Origin of the sequence: Cellulomonas aerilata (assembly GCF_007991755.1) — a bacterium.
Classification (GTDB): Bacteria; Actinomycetota; Actinomycetes; order Actinomycetales; family Cellulomonadaceae; genus Pengzhenrongella; species Pengzhenrongella aerilata.
Genome location: NZ_BJYY01000012.1, coordinates 144,055 through 162,421 on the forward strand (window position 1 = coordinate 144,055; position 18,367 = coordinate 162,421).

The following is an 18,367-nucleotide window of genomic DNA, read 5'->3' on the forward strand; positions in this document are numbered from 1 at the left end:
CTCGCTGGCGATGATGCGTCCAGCAGCGGCTACCGTCGGCGAGCTCCGGGCCTCCGGGCACGTCCTGACGACGGTGCGTGCCGAGATCCGTGACAACCTCCTCTCCGCGCTGCGTGACGGGCGCGACCCGTGGCCGGGCATCCACGGCTTCGAGGCCACCGTCATCCCCCAGCTCGAGCGCGCCCTGCTCGCCGGGCACGACATCGTGCTGCTGGGCGAGCGCGGGCAGGGCAAGACCCGCCTGCTGCGGACCCTGGCCGGCCTGCTCGACGAGTGGTCCCCGGTCATCGAGGGGTCCGAGATCGGTGAGCACCCCTACGAGCCGCTGACGACCGCGAGCCGGCGGCGTGCCGCCGAGCTGGGCGACGACCTGCCGGTGACCTGGCGCCACCGCGACGAGCGGTACGTCGAGAAGCTCGCCACGCCGGACACGAGCGTGGCCGACCTCATCGGGGACGTCGACCCGATGAAGGTGGCCGAGGGCCGCGCGCTGGGCGACCCGGAGACGATCCACTTCGGTCTCGTCCCGCGCAGCCACCGCGGCATCGTCGCGATCAACGAGCTGCCCGACCTCGCCGAGCGCATCCAGGTCGCGATGCTCAACGTGATGGAGGAGCGCGACATCCAGATCCGCGGATACGTCCTGCGCCTGCCGCTCGACGTGCTCGTGGTCGCCAGCGCGAACCCCGAGGACTACACGAACCGGGGGCGGATCATCACCCCGCTCAAGGACCGGTTCGGCGCCGAGATCCGCACGCACTACCCCACGACGCTCGCCGACGAGGTCGCCGTCATCCGCCAGGAGGCGGCGCTGGTCGCGGACGTACCGGACCACCTCGTCGAGATCCTCGCGCGGTTCGCCCGCGCCCTGCGCGAGTCGAGCGCCGTCGACCAGCGCAGCGGCGTCAGCGCCCGGTTCGCCATCGCCGGCGCCGAGACCATCGCGGCCGCCGCGCTGCACCGGGCCGCACGCCAGGGCGAGGAGCACGCCGTCGCCCGGCCGGTCGACCTGGAGTCGGCGGTCGACGTCCTCGCGGGCAAGATCCAGTTCGAGTCCGGTGAGGAGGGCCGCGAGGACGAGGTCCTCGACCACCTGCTGCGCACCGCCACGGCGGAGACCGTCCGCGCGCACCTGCGCGGTGTCGACCTCGGGATCCTGGTGTCGGCCATCCAGAGCGGGACCCTGGTGACCACCGGCGAGCAGGTGACCGCGCGGCAGGTGCTCGCCGGGCTGCCGGCGCTCGGCGAGTCCGAGCTGTACGACACCGTCTGCGAGCGCCTCGGGGCGACGAACGAGGGTCAGCGGGCGGGTGCGATCGAGCTCGCCCTGGAGGGCCTGTACCTGGCGCGGCGGGTGAGCAAGGAGACCGGGGACGGCGAGACGGTCTATGGCTAGGGCCAACCGGCGCCTCACGCGCCGGTCCCGTTACACCCCGTACTCCGGCGGGCCGGACCCGCTGGCCCCGCCGGTGGATCTCACCGAGGCGCTCGACGCGATCGGCGAGGACGTCATGGCCGGCTCGTCCCCGGAGCGGGCGATGCGCGAGCTCCTGCGTCGCGGCGGCCGGCAAGGGCCCGGCCTGGACGACCTGGCACGGCGGGTGGCCGAGCGGCGGCGGGAGCTGACGCGCCGGCACAACCTGGACGGCACCCTTCAGGAGGTCCAGCAGCTGCTGGACCGGGCGGTGCTGGCCGAGCGCAAGCAGCTCGTACGGGACGTCGACCTGGACGACGGCGACCGGGCCCTGGCCCAGATGCAGCTCGACAACCTCCCGTCCTCCCCCGCCGCCGCCGTCACCGAGCTGAACGACTACCCGTGGCGCAGCGCCGAGGCCCGGCAGGACTTCGAGCGGATCAAGGACCTGCTGGGGCGCGAGCTGCTGGACCAGCGCTTCGCCGGCATGAAGCAGGCGCTGGAGAACGCGTCCGACGCCGACCGGGCCGCCCTGGACGAGATGCTCACCGACCTCGACGAGCTGCTCGAGGCGCACCGGGACGGCACCGGCACGCAGGAGCAGTTCGACGACTTCATGGCCCGGCACGGGGACCACTTCCCCGAGCGCCCCGGGACGATCGACGAGCTCCTGGACTCCCTGGCCCAGCGCGCCGCCGCCGCGCAACGGCTGCGCAACTCGCTGTCCGCCGAGCAGCGCGCCGAGCTGGACGCCCTGGCGCAGCAGGCGTTCGGCTCGCCGGCGCTGATGGAGTCGCTCGGGCGGCTGGACGAGACCCTGCGCTCGCTGCGCCCGGGAGAGGACTGGGGCGGCTCGGAGCGGATGGACGGCGGGACCGGACTGGGTCTGGGTGACGGCACCGGCGTCCTGCAGGACCTCGCCGACCTGGACGCGCTGGCGGAGCAGCTCTCCCAGTCCTACGACGGGTCGCGCCTGGACGACCTGGACCTGGACCGGCTCGCCCGTCAGCTCGGCCCCGAGGCGGCCGTCGACGCCCGCACGCTCCAACGGCTGGAGCGGGCGCTGCGTGACTCCGGGACGCTGCGGCGCGCCTCCGACGGCGCCCTCGCCCTGACGCCGAAGGCGATGCGCCAGCTCGGGCAGAGCCTGCTGCGCGCCGTCGCGGACACCGTCTCACCACGTCAGGGCGGGCACGACGTGCGACGGTCCGGCGCGGCCGGCGAGCCGTCCGGGTCGACGCGGGCCTGGGCGTTCGGCGACGTCGAGCCGTGGGACGTGACCCGGACCATCACCAATGCCCTGACGCGCCGGGCCGCCGAGGGCGGGACCGGTGCCCGGGTGGCGATCGGCATCGGCGACGTCGAGGTGCAGGAGACCGAGGCCCGCACCCGGGCGTGCGTCGCGCTGCTGGTCGACACGTCGTTCTCGATGGCGATGGAGGGACGCTGGGTGCCGATGAAGCGCACCGCGCTGGCCCTGCACACCCTGGTCACCAGCCGCTTCCGGGGCGACGACCTGCAGCTCGTCGCGTTCGGGCGCACCGCGTCGGTCATGGAGATCGAGCAGCTCGTCGGGCTCGACGCGCAGTGGGACAAGGGCACGAACCTGCACCACGCGCTGCTGCTGGCCAACCGGCACTTCCGCCGGCACCCCGGCGCCCAGCCCGTGCTGCTCGTCGTGACCGACGGGGAGCCGACGTCCCACCTCGAGGCCGGCGGCGAGGCCTGGTTCGACTACCCGCCCGCGCCGCTGACCGTGGCCCTCACGGTGCGCGAGCTCGAGGTCTCGATGCGGCTGGGCGCGCGCACGACGTTCTTCCGGCTGGGCCGGGACCCGGGCCTGGCCCGGTTCGTGGACTCGATGGCCGCACGCGTCGGCGGCTCGGTGGTCGCCCCGGACGTCGACGACCTGAGCTCCGCGGTCATCGGCTCGTACCTGGGCTCGCGGCGCAACGGCGCCTTCGGTGCCTGGGGCGCGGACGACGAGCCGTTCCGCCTCTAGGACGTCGTCGGCGGCCGCGGGCGGCTGCCACTGGCGGCCGGCGGCTCGTGCCGTGCCGTTCCGGGGCGGGGCTCAGAACAGCGGCCAGGGCATGGCCGGCATGTCGCCCTCGTGGTCCGGGAAGCGTCCCTCGCCGAGCAGCCGGCCGCACCGGGCGGCCAATGCGTCCAGCTCGGGCTCGCTGAGCAGCTCGGCGAGCCCGCGGCCGAGGTCCCCGTCCAGGCCGGCCCTGACGCGGTCGACGCCGGCCAGCTCGTCCGGGTCGAGCCGCTCGCCGAGCCACCCCCACAGCACCGTGCGGAGCTTGGGCTCGACGTGGAACGTGACCCCGTGGTCGACGCCGTGGCGGTGCCCGTCCGGCATGGGCAGGACGTGGCCGCCCTTGCGGTCGGCGTTGTTGACCAGGACGTCGAACACCGCCATCCGCCGCAGCACGGCGGAGTCCTCGTGGACGAGCGCCACCCGCTGCCCGCTCTCGTCGCTGCCGTGGAAGACGGTGCGCCAGCCGTCCCGCGGCACGTCGTGCGCCGGCACGACGTCGACGGGGTCCTGCTCCGGGTCGGGCGTCCGCCACAGCTGCACCATGCCCGGGCCGAGCGGCCCGTCCCGCAGCCAGGTGCGCGGCACCACGTCCCAGCCGAGGGCCTCGGAGACCCGGTAGGCCGCGACCTCGCGGTGCGCGAGCGTCCCGTCCGGGAAGTCCCACAGCGGCCGCTCACCCGCGACGGGCTTGTAGACGACGGCGACCTCGCCGATCGCGGCCAGGAACGTCGCGTTGGACGCGACCCGGATCCGCCCGGTGACCCGGAGCCCGTCGCCGTCGAGGTCGAGGTCAGCAGCCGTCACCGGAGGTCACACGCCGTCGGTCGGCGCGCAGACGTGGCCGTCCTCGTCGACCGGCTGCCCGCAGATCGGGCACGGCGGCCGGCCGGACCGGACCACCCGCCGGGTGCGCTGCACGAAGGCCCGGGCCGTCCCGACCGGTATCCGCACGAGCAGCACCTCGCTCGGCTCCTCGGGGTCGGGCTCCGCCCCGGACCCGTCGTCGTCGGCCGCCTCCACCCAGGGGTAGGCCTCGATGATCACCTGCGCCGTGGAGGGGTCCCAGCCCAGCCGCATCAGACCGGCGCGGAACTGCTCCTCGACCGGCTGGTCGAGAGGGTCGTCGTCGATGAGCTCGAGCGGGGTGTCGTCGGGGACGCTCACGCGGGTGCTCTCGTCGACGGTCAGCTCGTGCAGGAGCTCGTCGATCCTCTCCGCGAGCAGTGCGGACTGCTCCTTCTCCAGCGCGACGCTGGTGGACCGGGCACCGGTGCGCGCCTGCAGGTAGAAGGTCCGGGACCCCGGGCGACCGACGGTGCCGACCACGACGCGGTCCGGCCAGTCGAACTCATGGACGACGGTGGGCATGGCCCCACTCTAGGGACGAGCGCCGTCCGCGGGCACGACCGGCGCGGGCCCGGCCCCACCGCCGACCACGGCGTCACCGACCGGCCCGGCGGAGCGCAGCCACGAGAGGTCACCGGACTCGGTGTTCGTCGCGACCACGTCCGGCCGGGCCGTCCCGTACCGCACGATCGACACCGACGCGGGGCTCACGTTGAGGCGCTGGAACAGATCGAGGTGCATGCCCAGCGCGTCGGCGAGCACGGCCTTGATGATGTCGCCGTGCGTGACCGCCGCCCAGACGGCGCCCGCCCCGTGCTGCGCCTCGACCGCCGCGTCGTGGCGGCGGACCGCCGCGACCGCCCGGGCGTGCATGGCCGCCAGCGACTCGCCGCCCGGGAAGCGCGCCGCGGACGGCTGGGTCTGCACCACCGACCACAGCGGCTCCTGGGCGAGCTCACGCAGGGGCCGTCCCTGCCACTGGCCGTAGTCGCACTCGGTCAGGGCGCTGTCCACCAGCGACACGGGCGAGCCGGCCTGCCGCTCGAGGACGACCCGCGACGTCTGCCGGCACCGCTCCAGGGGGCTGGACACCACCGCGACCAGCGGCACGACGGCGAGCCGTTCGGCGGTGCGCACGGCCTGGGCGCGCCCGACGTCGTCGAGCCGGACGCCGGCGGCCCGCCCGGCGAGGACGCCGGAGGCGTTGGCGGTGGTGCGCCCGTGCCGGACGAGGAGGACGGTGGCCATGCCGGGAGCCTAGGCACCCGCGGCGCACCCGGCGCACGACGGCGCCGGCACCGCCGGCACCGACGGCACCGACGGCCCTGACGGGAGCTACCCGCTGACCGAGGCCGGCGCGGGCAGGATCGCCCAGACGTGCTTCTCCGTCCCCTTCGCGTACCACCCGACGTCGTACGCCAGCCGCTGCGCGATCTGCAGCCCCAGGCCGCCCTGACCCTCCGGGCGCCCGACGGCGACGTAGGGCGCGGTTCCTGCCGCGTGGTCCGTCACGTCGAGGAGGTACGAGGACCCTTCGCGCAGCAGCCGCACGACGGTGGGCGGGTAGGCGTACTTCAGAGCGTTGGTCGCGAGCTCGGACGCGATCAGCACCATGTTCTCCGCGGCCTCGTCCAGGCTGCTCGGGACGGAATCTCCCCCGGCGATCGCGGTCATGAGAGCCGACCGCAGGGCGGACAGCTGCTCCGGTGAGTCCAGGACCCACGCGCGCTCCAGCACGTAGGTCTCCGGTGGATGGGCCGCCTCCAGGGGCGCAGCCCCCGTGGCGCCGTCGGTCCGCAGCTGGTCGGTCAGGTCCATGGCCATCTCCCCCTCGCACGCGGACAGGACGATCGACCCACGCTAACCCCGCCCCTCCGTCTGCCGGTGGCGTTCGGATGGCGGGATCGAGGCGCTGTGGGAAACTTCGCCGGATCCGTGGGCAGCACCCACACCATCCGCGGCCCACGGCGACGGGCTCGCGTCCCGAAGGGCGGTCCATCGATGGCGCAGCAGTCGACCCACGGCGAGGCGGGCACCGCCCGCGAGGTCCCGGGGCCGCGGGCGGTGTCGGTCGAGACCAACGGCATCAACGTCATCGACGAGAGCGAGCGGCGCGGCTCGCCCCGCCAGCTGTTCTGGCCGTGGTTCGGCGCGAACGTCAGCGTCCTGGGCCTGGCCTACGGCTCCTTCGTCCTGGGCTTCGGGATCTCCTTCGGGCAGGCCCTGGTCGCCGGCGTGGTCGGGATCGTCGTGTCCTTCCTGCTCTGCGGGCTCGTCGCGGTCGCCGGCAAGCGGGGCTCCGCGCCGACCCTGGTGCTGAGCCGGGCGGCGTTCGGGGTCGACGGCAACCGGGTCCCCTCCGTGCTGTCGTGGGTCCTGACGGTGGGCTGGGAGACCGTGCTGGTGTCCCTGGCGACCCTGGCGACGTCCACCGTGTTCACCCAGCTCGGCTGGGGCGGCGGGACGGCCACCAAGGTCGTCGCCCTGCTCGTGGTCGCCGCCCTCGTGGTGGCGGGCGGCGTCCTCGGGTTCGACCTCATCATGCGGATGCAGGCGGTCATCACGGTGGTGACCGCCGTCCTGACGGTCGTCTACATCGCTCTGGTGGCACCCGAGATCGACTGGTCGTCGGTCGCCTCGGTGCCGGCCGGCTCGGCTGCCGCACTGATCGGTGCGCTGATCTTCGTGATGACCGGCTACGGCTTCGGGTGGGTCAACGCCGCCGCCGACTACTCCCGCTACCTGCCGCGCAGCGCCTCGACCCGCGGGGTGATCGGGTGGACGACCTTCGGCGGAGCGCTCGCGCCGGTCATCCTCCTGGTCACCGGCCTGCTGCTGGCCGGGTCGGACGCCGACCTGTCGGCGGCGATCGGCGCGGACCCCATCGGCGCCCTGGGGACGATCCTGCCGACCTGGTTCCTCGTGCCGTTCATCCTCGTGGTCGTCCTCGGCCTGATCGGCGGGGCGCTGCTGGACATCTACTCCTCCGGCCTGTCGCTGCTGGCGGCCGGCGTCCGGGTCCCCCGCCCGGTCGCGGCGACGATCGACGGGGCGCTCATGGTCGCGGGCACCGTGTTCGTCGTCTTCGTCGCCGACGACTTCATCGGGCCGTTCCAGGGGTTCCTCATCACCCTCGGGGTGCCCATCGCCGCCTGGTGCGGCATCGTCCTGGCGGACCTCGCGCTGCGCCGGCGCGACTACGCGGAGGCGGACCTGTTCGACCCCCGCGGCCGTTACGGCAGCGTGCAGGCCGTGCCGCTCGCCCTGCTCGTGCTGGGCACGGTCGTCGGGTGGGGGCTGGTGACGAACACCTTCGCGGGCTGGCTGGACTGGCAGGGCTACCTGCTCGGCGCCGTCGGCCTGGGCGGCCGGGACGGCGCCTGGGCGTTCGCCAACCTCGGCGTCCTGGCGGCGTTCCTCATCGGTCTCCTGGGCACGCTGGCGCTGCGCCGTCGGGCCATCCGGGCGCAGGAGAGCGCGGGGGCGACCCCGTGACGCACGACGCCGGGACCCACGGCGCGGTCCCCGGCGACGCGGGGGCCCGGGCAGCCGGCCCCCCGGGCGCGGGCGCTCCCGGCACCGCGGGGTGGCTGGTCGTCGTCGACCTCCAGCACGTCTTCGGGGACTCCGCGTCGCCCTGGGCGGCGCCGCGGTTCGACGAGGTCCTCCCCCGGGTCCGCGAGCTCGCCGCCGCGTACGGCCCCCGCGTGGTGTGGACCCGGTTCGTGGCGCCGCGGGTCCCGGTCGGCGCCTGGGTGGAGTACTACGCGCAGTTCCCCTTCGCCCTCCAGCCGCCCGACGCGCCGCTCTACGGACTGGTCGAGGACCCCGGCGCCCACCCGGTGGTCACCGCGACGACGTTCGGCAAGTGGGGGCCCGACCTGGCCGCGGTCGTCGGGGACGGCCCCCTGACCGTGGTCGGGGTGGCGACGGACTGCTGCGTCATCTCCACGGTGCTCGCCGCCGCCGACGCGGGCGTCCCGGTGCGGGTGGTGACCGATGCCTGTGCCGGGTCGGGCGACGAGGACCAGGAGCGGGCGCTGCGCGTCATGGGCCTGTACGCGCCGCTGGTGGAGCTGACGACATCGGCGCAGGTGCTGGCCGGGCACTGACACCCGTCCTGGCCGTCCGTGACCACGCCGCCGGGCCGCTGGACGGCGAAGCCGGGGCCTCGGCGGTGCCGGCCGAGGGGCCTGCCGCGGTGGCCAAGCGCTGGGGTCAGGTGCGACGGATCTCGATCGTCGCGAACGCGGCCTCGTAGTGCTCGGCGTCGACGGCGACGGCATGGAGCAGCGGCATGTAGGCGGCCGCCTCGGCGCGCAGCATCGTGTCCGTCGTGAAGTCGTGGCCGTCGCGGTAGTGGTAGACGAGCTTCACGTGGTCGCTGGGCTGTGGTGCGCCCGAGCTCTGCGTCATGGTCATCCCGCACACCTCCCTCGGTGTCGCGCCGCCCCGCTACCTGCCTTACCGGTCCGACGCCGTCACAGGTTCAGTCAACGCCCGGGACCGCCCGACTCGCGGGCGGCGCGCCGGTCGAGTCCCTGCCCGTGGTTCGTCGCCGGAGCGAGCTCGGATGGCTCGCGGCGCCGATGTCGTCGACACGGTGCCGGTCGGGCGACCGGCGTCCCCGGCGGCCGTCCGCGACGTGTGGACGCGCGCTCGTCCGGGCCGCCCGGGGTCGGGCGGCAGCGGGTCTAGCCGACGTCGACCGGGGTGATCTCGATGAGCGGGCTCTGCGCCATCATCAGCGCGACGTCGCGGCGGTTCCAGCGGCGGGCCGCCGCCTCGATGAACGGACGCCGCTCGGCCGGGTCCTCGATGACGCGGGCGAGGGCCGGCACGTCCGCGACGGCGTGCCGCGAGAGGTGCACCGTGACGTGCGGGTCGGCGCCGACGTTCAGCAGCCACGCGCGCTGGTGCGGGGACGGCATCCCGGAGACGAACAGGCGGCCGTCGAGCTCGTGCAGGAAGACCTCGACGCGCCGCGGCTGCGCGCTCCGGCGGCCCGTGGTGGTGAGCTCCACCACCTGGCTGCGGTGCAGCGCCTCGGCGAGCGACGGGTCCATGGCGACCTCCGGACCCCACTGTCCATCGCGCCGGACCGCCGTCGCAACGCCCGCGCCGCGCCACCGTGCCGGGCCGGGTCGCGCCGGTCGCGGCCCGACGGCGCCCGGCCGGCCCGGCATCGCCGGGCCGGGCGCGCTCAGCCGGTGCGGCGCTCGCCGCGCCCGACCGGACCGACCGCCTTCGTGTAGCGGCGGGTCGGGACCAGGATCGTCGAGCCGCCGCTGGTGAACGCGGGGTTGTCGTACGGCCCGGAGTCGGACCACCCCTGGCGCTCGTAGAACCGCCTCGCCCGCGCGTTCCCGGGGACGACCGCGAGCCACGCCGTCGTCCAGGCACGGCCGATCTCCGCCTCGCCGTGCGACAGGAGCTGCGCCGCGACGCCGGTCCCCCGCGCCGGCGCGTCGACGTAGAGCTGCTCGACGGCGTCCCGGTGCGTCACCACGAAGCCGACCACCACGCCGTCGACGGTGGCGACCGTGGTGGTCGCGAGCCGGACGGGGACCCGGCCGAGCAGGTGGTCGAGCTCGCGGTGCTGCGGGAGCTCGGCGGGGACGTGGCCGAGGTGGCCGTCCCCCCACGAGCGGTGCCAGACGGCGGCGATCGCCTCGACGTCGTCGCGCCCGGCCGGGCGCAGGACCGGCTGGGTCATCTCCGCCTCCCCCGCTCCCCGGTGGTCGTGGACCGTCGCGACCCTACGGTCCGCGGCCGACGACGGCACGTCGCCGTCGTCGGCCGCGGGAGCCTCAGCAAGGACGCCCTACCCGACCACGGCCACCGCCACGTCCGGGTGGTCGCTGAACAGCCCGTCCATGCCGGCGGCGACGAAGATCCGGATCTCGGCCGCCAGGTCCCCGGGGGCGTTGGGGTCCGCGCTGCTGCGCAGCTCGGCCGGGAGGAACTGGTTCTCCAGGCGGAACGTCCAGCCGTGCACGACGAGCCCGGCGTCGTGCGCGTCGGCGATCACCGAGGTCGGCGCACCGAGCGTGTTCTCCGGCGTGCGCGGGATCATGATGTTCTTGCACAGCCCGACGCCGTCCGCGTAGCCGGCGATCTCCTGCAGGCCCGCGGGGGTGACCAGGTCGGCGTACGTGCGGGGGTCGCCCGCCGCGACGAGGTCGTAGGGCGCCCCGGCGCAGTCGACGAGCTGCGCGATGTCGACGTCGACGAGCGCGTCGAGCTCACGCAGGTTGCCGGTCTCGAAGCTCTGGAGGATCACCGGGTCGCGGCGGTCGGCCAGGTCGTTCGCCTCGAGGGCGGCGACCACCTTCTCCTCCATGGACAGGCCGATCGAGTCGAAGTACGTGGGGTGCTTCGTCTCGGGGTAGACGCCGACCTGCTCGCCGTCGCACGTGGTCGAGCGGCGGGCGAGGTCGAGGACCTCCTCGAAGGTCGGGACCTCGTAGAGCCCGTCGAAGGTCGCGCTGCCCGGGCGCGCCTCGGGCAGCCGCTCCACCGCTCGCAGCGTGCGCAGCTCCGCGAGCGTGAAGTCCTCGGTGAACCAGGCGTCGGCGTGCTCCTCGCCGTCGATGACCTTGGTCGTCCTGCGGTCGGCGAACTCGGGCCGGGTCGCGACGTCGGTGGTGCCGGTGATGTCGTTCTCGTGCCGGGACACCAGCACGCCGTCCTTGGTGGACACCAGGTCCGGCTCGATGAAGTCGGCGCACTGCAGGATCGCCGTCTCGTAGGCCGCGAGGGTGTGCTCCGGCCGGTACCCCGAGGCTCCGCGGTGACCCACCACCGTCACCTCGCCGACGGGCACCCGCACCTTGCGCAGGTCCACCAGGGCGATCTCGGTGTCGTCCGGGGTGCCGGGGACCCGGGCGGCGTTGCCGGGGAAGTTGTTGTCGTTGGCGATCAGCAGGCGGCCGTCGCGCAGCTGCACGACCGTCTCGAACGACTGCACCGGCAGCGAGAAGGGGTCACCGGTGCCGTACCCGTCGCCCGCGGCGAGGTCGTCCGGGTTGGCGATCCTCAGCGCGTCCAGCACGAGCGTCTTGGTCAGGTGCCCGTCGGGGTCGGTGCGGCGCAGGTCGACCCGGTAGACGCGCTTGGTGACCGACGCGGCACCCTCGAAGTTGTCCCGCTCGACGACGAGCAGCTCGTGCCTGCCGGTCATGAACGCGTCGCCGACGACGTTGTCGTCCCGGTCGACCTCGTAGTCCCAGGTCCGGCCGGTGTACTGCCCGGCGCGGGTGTCGAACTCGTGGATGACGCGACGCCGGCGGTCGGGGTCGCCGACGAGCGCCCCCTCGACGATCGGGTACAGCAGGCGCCCGCCACGTGCCGCGCCCATCGCCTCGAAGCCGCGGCTGGACCCGACGGTCGCCGCCTGGCCGGGGGGCAGGGTCGGGTTCTGCGGCGACGTGACGCCGGCCAGCGGCACGGGGGGCGCGAGCACCACGCCGTCGGCGTCCACGTGCAGCAGGAAGGGGCCGAACTCCTCACCGATCCAGAACGTGCCGTCGTCGGCGAGCACGACGGACTCGATGTCGAAGTCCGCCCCGGTCAGCAGCCGGTCGGGGGTGCCGGCGTTGACGATCGGGAAGGGGACGTGCCGGTCCGGGTCCCGCAGGGAGATGAAGCCCTCGACGGCGATCTCGCCGGACCCACCGTCCGCCGTCCGCCAGTCCGGCGTGATCCGGTAGAGGCGCAGCAGGAAGTCGGCCGAGTTCTCCTTGGTGCCGAAGCCGTTGTCGGGCATCGCCCAGAAGGTCCCGTCGCCGGCGTCGACGACCCCGGAGAAGCCCGGGACCACCTGCCCGGGGAACGGTCCCGTGCGTCCGTTGGCCGGGGTGGCTCGCGCGCCGGACGGCGGCCCGGGGGCGAGGAAGTCCGCGGAGAGCGTGGCCCGTGCCACCAGGGTCGGCTGCACGACGGTGTTCGTGCGGCCCGGGTGCCCGGCCGGGGCCAGGTCCACCTCTCGGGTCGCGGCTCCGGCGGTGGCCGGCACGAGCAGGACGGCGGCCACGGTCGCCACCAGGACTGAGGACATCGCTGTGCGTCTCATGGACCCAGTGAAGGGGGCTCGCGCCCTCGTCCACCAGACCCACTTCACGACGGGCAGGTGAGCGTCCGGTGAACCGGGCGCCCACGGCGCGCGCCGGTCGGGACGTCCGACGGGCCCACGGCGCTCGCCGGTCGGGACGTCCGACGGGCCGGCGGGCCCCGCCCGGGTCAGACTGCGGGGACGCACGTCCGCCCGCACGAGGAGACCATGAGCCAGCCGACGCCCCGCCCGTCACCACCCGGCGGCAGCACCGAGGCCGCCGGGCCGGCACCCGCCCGTCCCGCGCGGACCCCCTGGACCACCCGGACGTGGGTCGTCCTCGCGCTGGTGGGTGCGGTGGGCGGGCTCCTGTCGGGGGCGTTCGGCGTCGGGGGCGGCATCATCATGGTGCCGCTGCTGCTGACCTTCGCGGGCATGGACCAGCGGCGCGCGGCGACGACCTCCCTCGCCGCGATCATCCCCACCGCCGTGGCGGGTGGGGCGACCTACCTGGCGAACGGTGAGATCGACGTCCCCGTCGCCGCGCTCGTCGCCTTCGGCGGCATCGTCGGCTCGTACGTCGGCGCCCGGGTGCTGCGCCGCATCTCGCTGGGGTGGCTGCGCTGGTCGTTCGTGGCCCTGCTGCTGGGGGTCGCCGCTCGTCTGCTGCTCATCGCACCCGAGCGCGGCGTCGAGGTCGACATCGACGCGCGGGTCGCGCTCGCCCTCGTCGGCACCGGGCTGGTCATGGGGGTCGCGTCCGGACTGTTCGGCATCGGCGGCGGCGTCTTCCTGGTCCCGATCCTCATCTCCGTGTTCGGCGCGAGCGACCTCTCCGCGAAGGGCACGTCCCTGCTGGTGGTGCTCGCGACGTCGGTCGTCGGCACGGTCACGAACCTGCGCGGCGGCATGGTGGACCTGCGGGCCGGCGCCGTCGTGGGCCTCGCCGCGACCCTGACGTCGTTCGCCGGGGTGGCGTTGGCGTTCGCGCTGCCGCCGCGCCTGTCGGGAGTCCTGTTCGCCGTCCTGCTGGTGTTCTCCGCGGTCCAGATCGCGCTCCGCGCACGGCGCGCGCGACGGGCGGCGTGACGCCTGCCCGACGGGCGGCCGGTGGTGCACCGCGATCCGCGCGACCGTGCTTCCCCGGCATGACGGTCGAGCGGCCCAGTGCGTCCGGCACCGGGGACGACGCGACGCCTACCCTGCGGGCATGGAGGTCGTCATCCCCAGCGGGACGGGTCAGGTCGGTGGCGTGCTGCGGCGGGCTCCGGCGCAGCGCGGCGAGGTCACGCTGCTGAGCCGGCGGCCGCGGCCGCTCGAGGACGGCGTCCGGCACGTGCGGCGCGCGTGGGGTGGCCGCCCCGGCGGGCGTCGACCCGCCGCGGACACCGGCGAGCCCCGGCCCGGCGTGCCGAGCGGGTCGCGGTGACGACGCACGCGCACGCGCCCCGGACCGTGCGCTGCGCCGTCGTGGTGGTCTCCGACCGCTGCGCCCGTGGCGAGGCGGTGGACCGGTCCGGACCCGTCGCCCGCGAGCTGCTGGAGTCCGCCGGGCACCGCGTCGGCGACGTCGTGGTCGTGCCGGACGGCGAGGCGTCCGTGGCCGGCGCCCTGGCGCGGGTGCTCGCCGACGGCGTCCAGGTGGTTCTCACCAGCGGGGGCACCGGGATCTCGCCCCGCGACCTGACCCCGGAGGGCACCCGCCCCTTCCTCGACCGCGAGCTGCCGGGGGTCGCCGAGGCCCTGCGCCGTCGCGGCGCCGACGACGTCGCCACCGCCGTCCTGTCGCGCGGGCTCGCCGGCGTCACGGCCGACGGCGTGCTCGTCGTCAACCTGCCCGGCAGCCCGGACGGCGTGCGCAGCGGCGTCGAGGTCCTGCTGCCGCTGCTCGCGCACGTCGTCCACCAGGTCTCCGGCGGCGACCACCGGTGAGCCTGCGCCAGGTGGTCGACGCCCCGCTGTCCGTCGAGCAGCACGTCGCCGCCGTCGACGACCCGCGGGCCGGGGCGGTGGCCACGTTCGTCGGCCGGGTGCGCGACCACGACCCGTCGGTCACCGGCCGCGTCGTGGCCCTGGAGTACAGCGCCCACCCAAACGCCGCGGCGGTGCTGGCGGACGTCGTCGGGCGGGTGGCCGGGCGGCCGGACGTGCTCGCGGTCGCGGCGAGCCACCGGGTGGGGCGGCTGGAGGTCGGCGAGGTCGCCATCGTGGTGACCGTCGCGACCGCGCACCGGGCCCTGGCGTTCGACGTCTGCCGCGAGCTGGTGGAGACCCTCAAGGCCGAGCTGCCGATCTGGAAGCGGGAGGTCCTCGCCGACGGCTCGCACGTGTGGGTGGGGATGTGACGGGTCAGCCTCCGGCGAACGGCGGCAGGACGTCGACCGTGACGCCGTCCTCGATCCTGCGGGAGTCCGCGTCCAGGCGGTGGCCCCCGGCCAGCAGCGAGCACCGGGTCAGGACGCGGTCCAGGGCTGCGCCGTGCGCGTCGACCATCGCCGCGCGCAGCTCGCCCGCGGTCGCGGCGTCGAACGTCTCGGTGTCGACGCCCGCCGCCTCGGCCGCGGCCGCGAAGTAGCGCACCCGGATCACGGCGTCTCCCCGCGCACCCAGTCGCCGGACCGGCCGCCGGACTTCGCCTCCAGCCGCACGTCGCGCACGGACGTCTCGCGGTCCATGCCCTTGACCATGTCCACCACGGCCAGCGCGGCGACGGACACCGCGGTCAGCGCCTCCATCTCCACCCCGGTGCGGTCCGCCGTGCGGACGGTGGCGCGGACCGCGACCCCGTCGTCGACCACCTGCAGGTCGACGGTCACCCCGTGGACGCCGATGACGTGGGCGAGCGGCAGCAGCTCGGCGGTGCGCTTGGCCGCGGCGATCCCGGCCACGCGCGCGACCGCGAGCACGTCGCCCTTGGGGACGTCGTCGGCGCGCAACGCGGCGACGACCGCGGCGCTGCACGCGACGTGGCCGGACGCGGTCGCCTCGCGCACCGTCGGCTGCTTGGCCGTGACGTCGACCATGCGCGCGCGGCCGGCGCCGTCCAGGTGGGTGAACTGCGAGGCGCTCATGGGTCCGTCCTGTCGCGTGTCGGGCGGCCGCACGCTACCCGCACCCCGGCCTGCGGCACGGTCCGGCTCACCGGGTGGCCACCGGTCGGCGCCGGCCGAGGCGGGCGAGCACGGCGTGCACCACCAGGCCCCCGACCACGGCCACGCCCAGGTGCACGAACCCGCCGACGAGCCCCACGCCGAGCGCGACCGACCACGCCGACGCGCCGCGGACGTCCCGCAGCAGGCGCGCGTGGGCGACCGCCGCGACGACGAGCAGCCCGGCGAGGACCGGGAGCGGGAACGCGGGCAGCACCACGGCCAGGCTGCCGCCCGCGGCGAGGGCGGCCGCGACCAGGACGACCCCCAGGAGCGCCGGTGCCCGTCCGGTGCGGGCGCCGAACGCGTGGTGCGCGCTCATCCCGCCCGCGCCGTGGCACACGGGCATGCCGCTGAGGCCCCCGGCCACCAGGTTGGCCGCTCCCAGCGTGCGGGCCAGCCGCCCGGGGGTCACGGCGGCGGCCCGCCCGGGGAAGAGCTGCCGTGCCGCGTCGGCGGGCGCCAGGCACGAGTTCGCGAAGGTCAGCGGGAGCTGGGGCAGCACGAGCAGGGTCGCGGCGGTCAGCAGCGTGCCGACGTCGAGGTGCGGGAGGTCCACCGGCGCCGGGCCGAGCGCCCAGCCGGTCCCGCTCGACCCCGCCGTGCCGGCGGCCCCGGGGACCGTGAGGACGACCGCGACCGCCAGCGCCACCACGACCGCCACGAGCACGACCCGACGGCCCCGCACGAGCAGGACGGCGGCCACGGCCACCGTGCCGGCCACCAGCCACGGCGGGGGCAGCTGGTGCGTGAACAGCGGCGGCGGCTCGGTGGCCAGCCCCCACGCGATCCGCGCGAACGTCAGCGCCACCGCGAGCTGCACCCCGCGGATCACCGCGACCGGGAAGACGCGGGCCACCCGGTCGAGCATCCCGGTCGACCCCAGCACCAGGAAGGTCACCCCCATGAGGAGTGCCCCCGCGGCGACGACGTCGGGTCCCGCACCGGCCGCGATCGCCGCGGCGCCGAAGGCCTTGAGCGGCTGGACCGCGACCGGCAGGCGGTACACCCGGGCGACGAGCAGGTACGTCAGGCCCGCGGGCAGCAGCACGGCGGTGGGCGACAGCCCGTTGGTGACCACGAGCGCGACCGCGATGGGCAGCAGGACCCCGAGGTCGGCGACCGCGCCGGACGCCTCGCGCCACCACGTGACCGGGCCCGCCGCCCCCTCGTCGAGGCCCGCGCTGGTCACACCCGCCGCCCGCGCCGTCATGCGGACGGCCTCGGCGCCTCGCCCGGCGGCACGGTGCCGGGCACGCGCGCCCCGCCCGACCCCGGGCGGCGCGCGCGGCACGCACCCGGGTGGAGCGTCGGTGTGGTCCTGGCGAGCGTGGGCACTGCCGTCCTCCCGTGGCCGACCGGCGACGACGGTCACCGGCGCCGGTGACATTGTCACCCGCCCGGCACCCGTCCCGAAGGCTCCCCGCGCTCGCGCGTGGTCCGCGGCAACCACCGGGTGGACCGCGTTTGCACCACCCGGCCGGTGGGCCGACGATCGGCCGGTGCCGGGCTGCCGTCCGGACGACGGCGGCAGGGGGTGCGGTGGACGACTCGAGCAACGGGGTGCACGAGCCACCGGCGGCGCTGGTCGGCCGGTGACGGGCGACGTCCCCGCTCCGACCGGCACGACGCCGTCCTCGGGTCCCAGCACCCCGGCCGCCCCCGCCCGACGGTCCGACGCCGTCGCCTCGCTCGCCGTGGCGGCGGTGGCGTTCGTCGTGGTGACCGGTGAGACCCTGCCGGTCGGGCTGATCAGCGACGTCGCCCGCGGGGTGGACGCGGACGAGAGCGAGGTCGGCCTGACCGTCGGCTGGTACGCGCTCGTCGCCGCGGTCAGCGCGGTCCCGCTCACCCGGCTCACCGCCCGGCTCGACCGCAGGACGGTCCTGGTGGGGTGCGCGCTGGTGTTCGCCGGGGGGCACGTGGTCGCGGCGCTGGCGACCGACCTGTGGGTGCTGCTCGTGGGACGCAGCGTGGCCGCCCTGACCCACGGCATCTACTTCGCCGTCGCCACCCCCGCCGTCGTGCGGCTGGCGCGCCCGGAGGCCCGGGTGCGCGCCGGCGGGCAGGTCGCCGTCGGCGCCTCCGTCGCCCTGGTGCTCGGCACCCCGCTGGCCACGCTCCTGGGCCAGGCCGCCGGCTGGCGCATCGCGATGCTCGTCGTGGCCGCGGTCGCCACCGTCCTCGCCCTCGTGGTCGCGCGCCTGCTGGGTCCGCTGCCCGCGCTGCAGCGCAGCGGGCCACGGTCCGCGGACGGCGTGCTGGCGACCCTGCGCTCCCGGCCGCTCGCCGTCGTCATGGTGATCACCGTGGTGCTGGTCACCGGCCACTTCGCGCTGTTCACCTACGTCGCGCCGTACGCCGACGAGCGCCTGGGGGTGCACGGCGCGACGTTCTCCGTCGTCCTGCTGGTCTACGGCGGCGCCGCGGTCGTGGGCAGCACCCTGGCGGGTCGGGTCGCCGAGGCACGGCCGGTCGGCGGGGTCCGCGTCGGCGCCGTCGTCTTCACCCTGGCTTCGGCGGGGCTCTGGGTCGCGGCACAGCTGGGGGCCCGGCCCGCCGGCGTCGTGCTCCTGGTGGTGTGGGGCGGGACGTTCTCGCTGCTGGCCGTGTCCACCGGCCTGGCGGTGCTGCGCCGGGTGCCCGGGACGCGGTCCGAGACGGCGTTCGCGGTGCACGGCATCGTGTTCCAGGCGGGCATCGTGGCCGGGTCGGCGCTCGGGTCCCTGGGCCACCGCACCGGGCACCTCGCGCAGATCCCGTGGGTCACCGCCACCGCCGGTCTGCTGGTCCTCGCCCTGCTGCTGGGTGCGGGCCGGGCCTTCCGCGGTGGTCAGCCGACCTGACCGGGGGGCCGGTCG

Annotated in this window: 20 protein-coding genes; 9 read left to right on the forward strand and 11 right to left on the reverse strand. The window is 75.6% G+C overall.

Annotated features, from left to right (window positions below; all coding sequences use genetic code 11):
• Window positions 1-10 precede the first annotated feature (10 nt).
• Both CAE01nite_RS07660 and CAE01nite_RS07665 read left to right on the forward strand, forming a co-directional pair.
• The gene (locus CAE01nite_RS07660; protein ID WP_146902342.1) at window positions 11-1,396 is read left to right on the forward strand and encodes a magnesium chelatase ATPase subunit I; all 1,386 of its coding nucleotides are present in this window, start codon (window positions 11-13) and stop codon (window positions 1,394-1,396) included.
• The gene (locus tag CAE01nite_RS07665) at window positions 1,389-3,416 is read left to right on the forward strand and encodes a vWA domain-containing protein (protein WP_146902345.1); all 2,028 of its coding nucleotides are present in this window, start codon (window positions 1,389-1,391) and stop codon (window positions 3,414-3,416) included. The genes CAE01nite_RS07660 and CAE01nite_RS07665 overlap by 8 nt, the downstream gene beginning before the upstream one ends.
• A 72-nt stretch (window positions 3,417-3,488) precedes the next feature.
• Here CAE01nite_RS07665 and CAE01nite_RS07670 read toward each other — a convergent pair whose 3' ends face one another.
• The 4 genes from CAE01nite_RS07670 to CAE01nite_RS07685 form a co-directional block, all read right to left on the reverse strand.
• Window positions 3,489-4,262 carry an SCO1664 family protein gene (locus tag CAE01nite_RS07670; RefSeq protein ID WP_146902348.1) on the reverse strand — a complete coding sequence of 258 codons (774 nt, stop codon included), beginning with the start codon at window positions 4,260-4,262 and terminating at the stop codon, window positions 3,489-3,491.
• A gap of 6 nt (window positions 4,263-4,268) precedes the next feature.
• The gene (locus CAE01nite_RS07675; RefSeq protein WP_146902351.1) at window positions 4,269-4,826 is read right to left on the reverse strand and encodes a DUF3090 domain-containing protein; all 558 of its coding nucleotides are present in this window, start codon (window positions 4,824-4,826) and stop codon (window positions 4,269-4,271) included.
• 9 nt (window positions 4,827-4,835) lie between these two features.
• Complete coding sequence (locus CAE01nite_RS07680) at window positions 4,836-5,552, reverse strand: MSMEG_4193 family putative phosphomutase (protein ID WP_146902354.1); 717 nt, start codon at window positions 5,550-5,552, stop codon at window positions 4,836-4,838.
• 87 nt (window positions 5,553-5,639) lie between these two features.
• Window positions 5,640-6,122 carry an ATP-binding protein gene (locus CAE01nite_RS07685; protein ID WP_146902357.1) on the reverse strand — a complete coding sequence of 161 codons (483 nt, stop codon included), beginning with the start codon at window positions 6,120-6,122 and terminating at the stop codon, window positions 5,640-5,642.
• 183 nt (window positions 6,123-6,305) lie between these two features.
• Between CAE01nite_RS07685 and CAE01nite_RS07690 the strand changes: the two genes are divergently transcribed.
• The gene (locus CAE01nite_RS07690) at window positions 6,306-7,799 is read left to right on the forward strand and encodes a purine-cytosine permease family protein (protein ID WP_146902359.1); all 1,494 of its coding nucleotides are present in this window, start codon (window positions 6,306-6,308) and stop codon (window positions 7,797-7,799) included.
• On the forward strand, window positions 7,796-8,416 hold the full coding sequence (locus CAE01nite_RS07695) for a cysteine hydrolase family protein (RefSeq protein WP_307724983.1): 621 nt from the start codon (window positions 7,796-7,798) through the stop codon (window positions 8,414-8,416). The genes CAE01nite_RS07690 and CAE01nite_RS07695 overlap by 4 nt, the downstream gene beginning before the upstream one ends.
• A 106-nt stretch (window positions 8,417-8,522) precedes the next feature.
• Here the strand turns inward: CAE01nite_RS07695 and CAE01nite_RS07700 are convergent, their stop codons facing one another.
• The 4 genes from CAE01nite_RS07700 to CAE01nite_RS07715 form a co-directional block, all read right to left on the reverse strand.
• The gene (locus tag CAE01nite_RS07700; protein ID WP_146902362.1) at window positions 8,523-8,726 is read right to left on the reverse strand and encodes a hypothetical protein; all 204 of its coding nucleotides are present in this window, start codon (window positions 8,724-8,726) and stop codon (window positions 8,523-8,525) included.
• A 272-nt stretch (window positions 8,727-8,998) separates the two neighbouring features.
• The gene (locus tag CAE01nite_RS07705) at window positions 8,999-9,370 is read right to left on the reverse strand and encodes a nitroreductase family deazaflavin-dependent oxidoreductase (protein ID WP_186816457.1); all 372 of its coding nucleotides are present in this window, start codon (window positions 9,368-9,370) and stop codon (window positions 8,999-9,001) included.
• A gap of 137 nt (window positions 9,371-9,507) precedes the next feature.
• Window positions 9,508-10,020, reverse strand: a complete 513-nt coding sequence (locus CAE01nite_RS07710) for a GNAT family N-acetyltransferase (RefSeq protein ID WP_146902369.1) — start codon at window positions 10,018-10,020, stop codon at window positions 9,508-9,510.
• Window positions 10,021-10,128: 108 nt separating this feature from the next.
• Entirely contained in the window at window positions 10,129-12,378 is a 2,250-nt protein-coding gene (locus CAE01nite_RS07715) for an esterase-like activity of phytase family protein (protein WP_146902372.1), read from the reverse strand.
• A 207-nt stretch (window positions 12,379-12,585) separates the two neighbouring features.
• Between CAE01nite_RS07715 and CAE01nite_RS07720 the strand changes: the two genes are divergently transcribed.
• The 4 genes from CAE01nite_RS07720 (at window position 12,586) to CAE01nite_RS07735 (ending at window position 14,702) form a co-directional block, all read left to right on the forward strand.
• Entirely contained in the window at window positions 12,586-13,446 is an 861-nt protein-coding gene (locus CAE01nite_RS07720; protein WP_146902375.1) for a sulfite exporter TauE/SafE family protein, read from the forward strand.
• Between the two features lie 121 nt (window positions 13,447-13,567).
• Entirely contained in the window at window positions 13,568-13,786 is a 219-nt protein-coding gene (locus tag CAE01nite_RS18330; RefSeq protein WP_222595850.1) for a hypothetical protein, read from the forward strand.
• Entirely contained in the window at window positions 13,783-14,289 is a 507-nt protein-coding gene (locus CAE01nite_RS07730; RefSeq protein WP_246131068.1) for a MogA/MoaB family molybdenum cofactor biosynthesis protein, read from the forward strand. Before CAE01nite_RS18330 ends, CAE01nite_RS07730 begins: the two co-directional genes overlap by 4 nt.
• Entirely contained in the window at window positions 14,286-14,702 is a 417-nt protein-coding gene (locus CAE01nite_RS07735) for a molybdenum cofactor biosynthesis protein MoaE (protein WP_146902378.1), read from the forward strand. Before CAE01nite_RS07730 ends, CAE01nite_RS07735 begins: the two co-directional genes overlap by 4 nt.
• Before the next feature lie 4 nt (window positions 14,703-14,706).
• On the opposite strand, the gene CAE01nite_RS07740 is transcribed toward CAE01nite_RS07735, so the two are convergent.
• The 3 genes from CAE01nite_RS07740 to CAE01nite_RS07750 all read right to left on the reverse strand — a co-directional run bounded on the left by CAE01nite_RS07740 (window position 14,707) and on the right by CAE01nite_RS07750 (window position 16,719).
• Window positions 14,707-14,946, reverse strand: coding sequence for a MoaD/ThiS family protein (locus CAE01nite_RS07740; RefSeq protein WP_146902381.1), 240 nt, complete (start codon window positions 14,944-14,946; stop codon window positions 14,707-14,709).
• A complete protein-coding gene (moaC, locus tag CAE01nite_RS07745; protein WP_146902384.1) occupies window positions 14,943-15,428 on the reverse strand; it encodes a cyclic pyranopterin monophosphate synthase MoaC in 486 nt (161 codons plus the stop codon). Before moaC ends, CAE01nite_RS07740 begins: the two co-directional genes overlap by 4 nt.
• Window positions 15,429-15,495: 67 nt before the next feature.
• The gene (locus CAE01nite_RS07750) at window positions 15,496-16,719 is read right to left on the reverse strand and encodes a molybdate transporter family protein (protein WP_186816458.1); all 1,224 of its coding nucleotides are present in this window, start codon (window positions 16,717-16,719) and stop codon (window positions 15,496-15,498) included.
• A 382-nt stretch (window positions 16,720-17,101) separates the two neighbouring features.
• On the opposite strand from CAE01nite_RS07750, the gene CAE01nite_RS07755 reads away from it, so the two are divergent.
• Window positions 17,102-18,352 carry an MFS transporter gene (locus CAE01nite_RS07755; RefSeq protein WP_186816459.1) on the forward strand — a complete coding sequence of 417 codons (1,251 nt, stop codon included), beginning with the start codon at window positions 17,102-17,104 and terminating at the stop codon, window positions 18,350-18,352.
• Window positions 18,353-18,367: the final 15 nt, after the last annotated feature.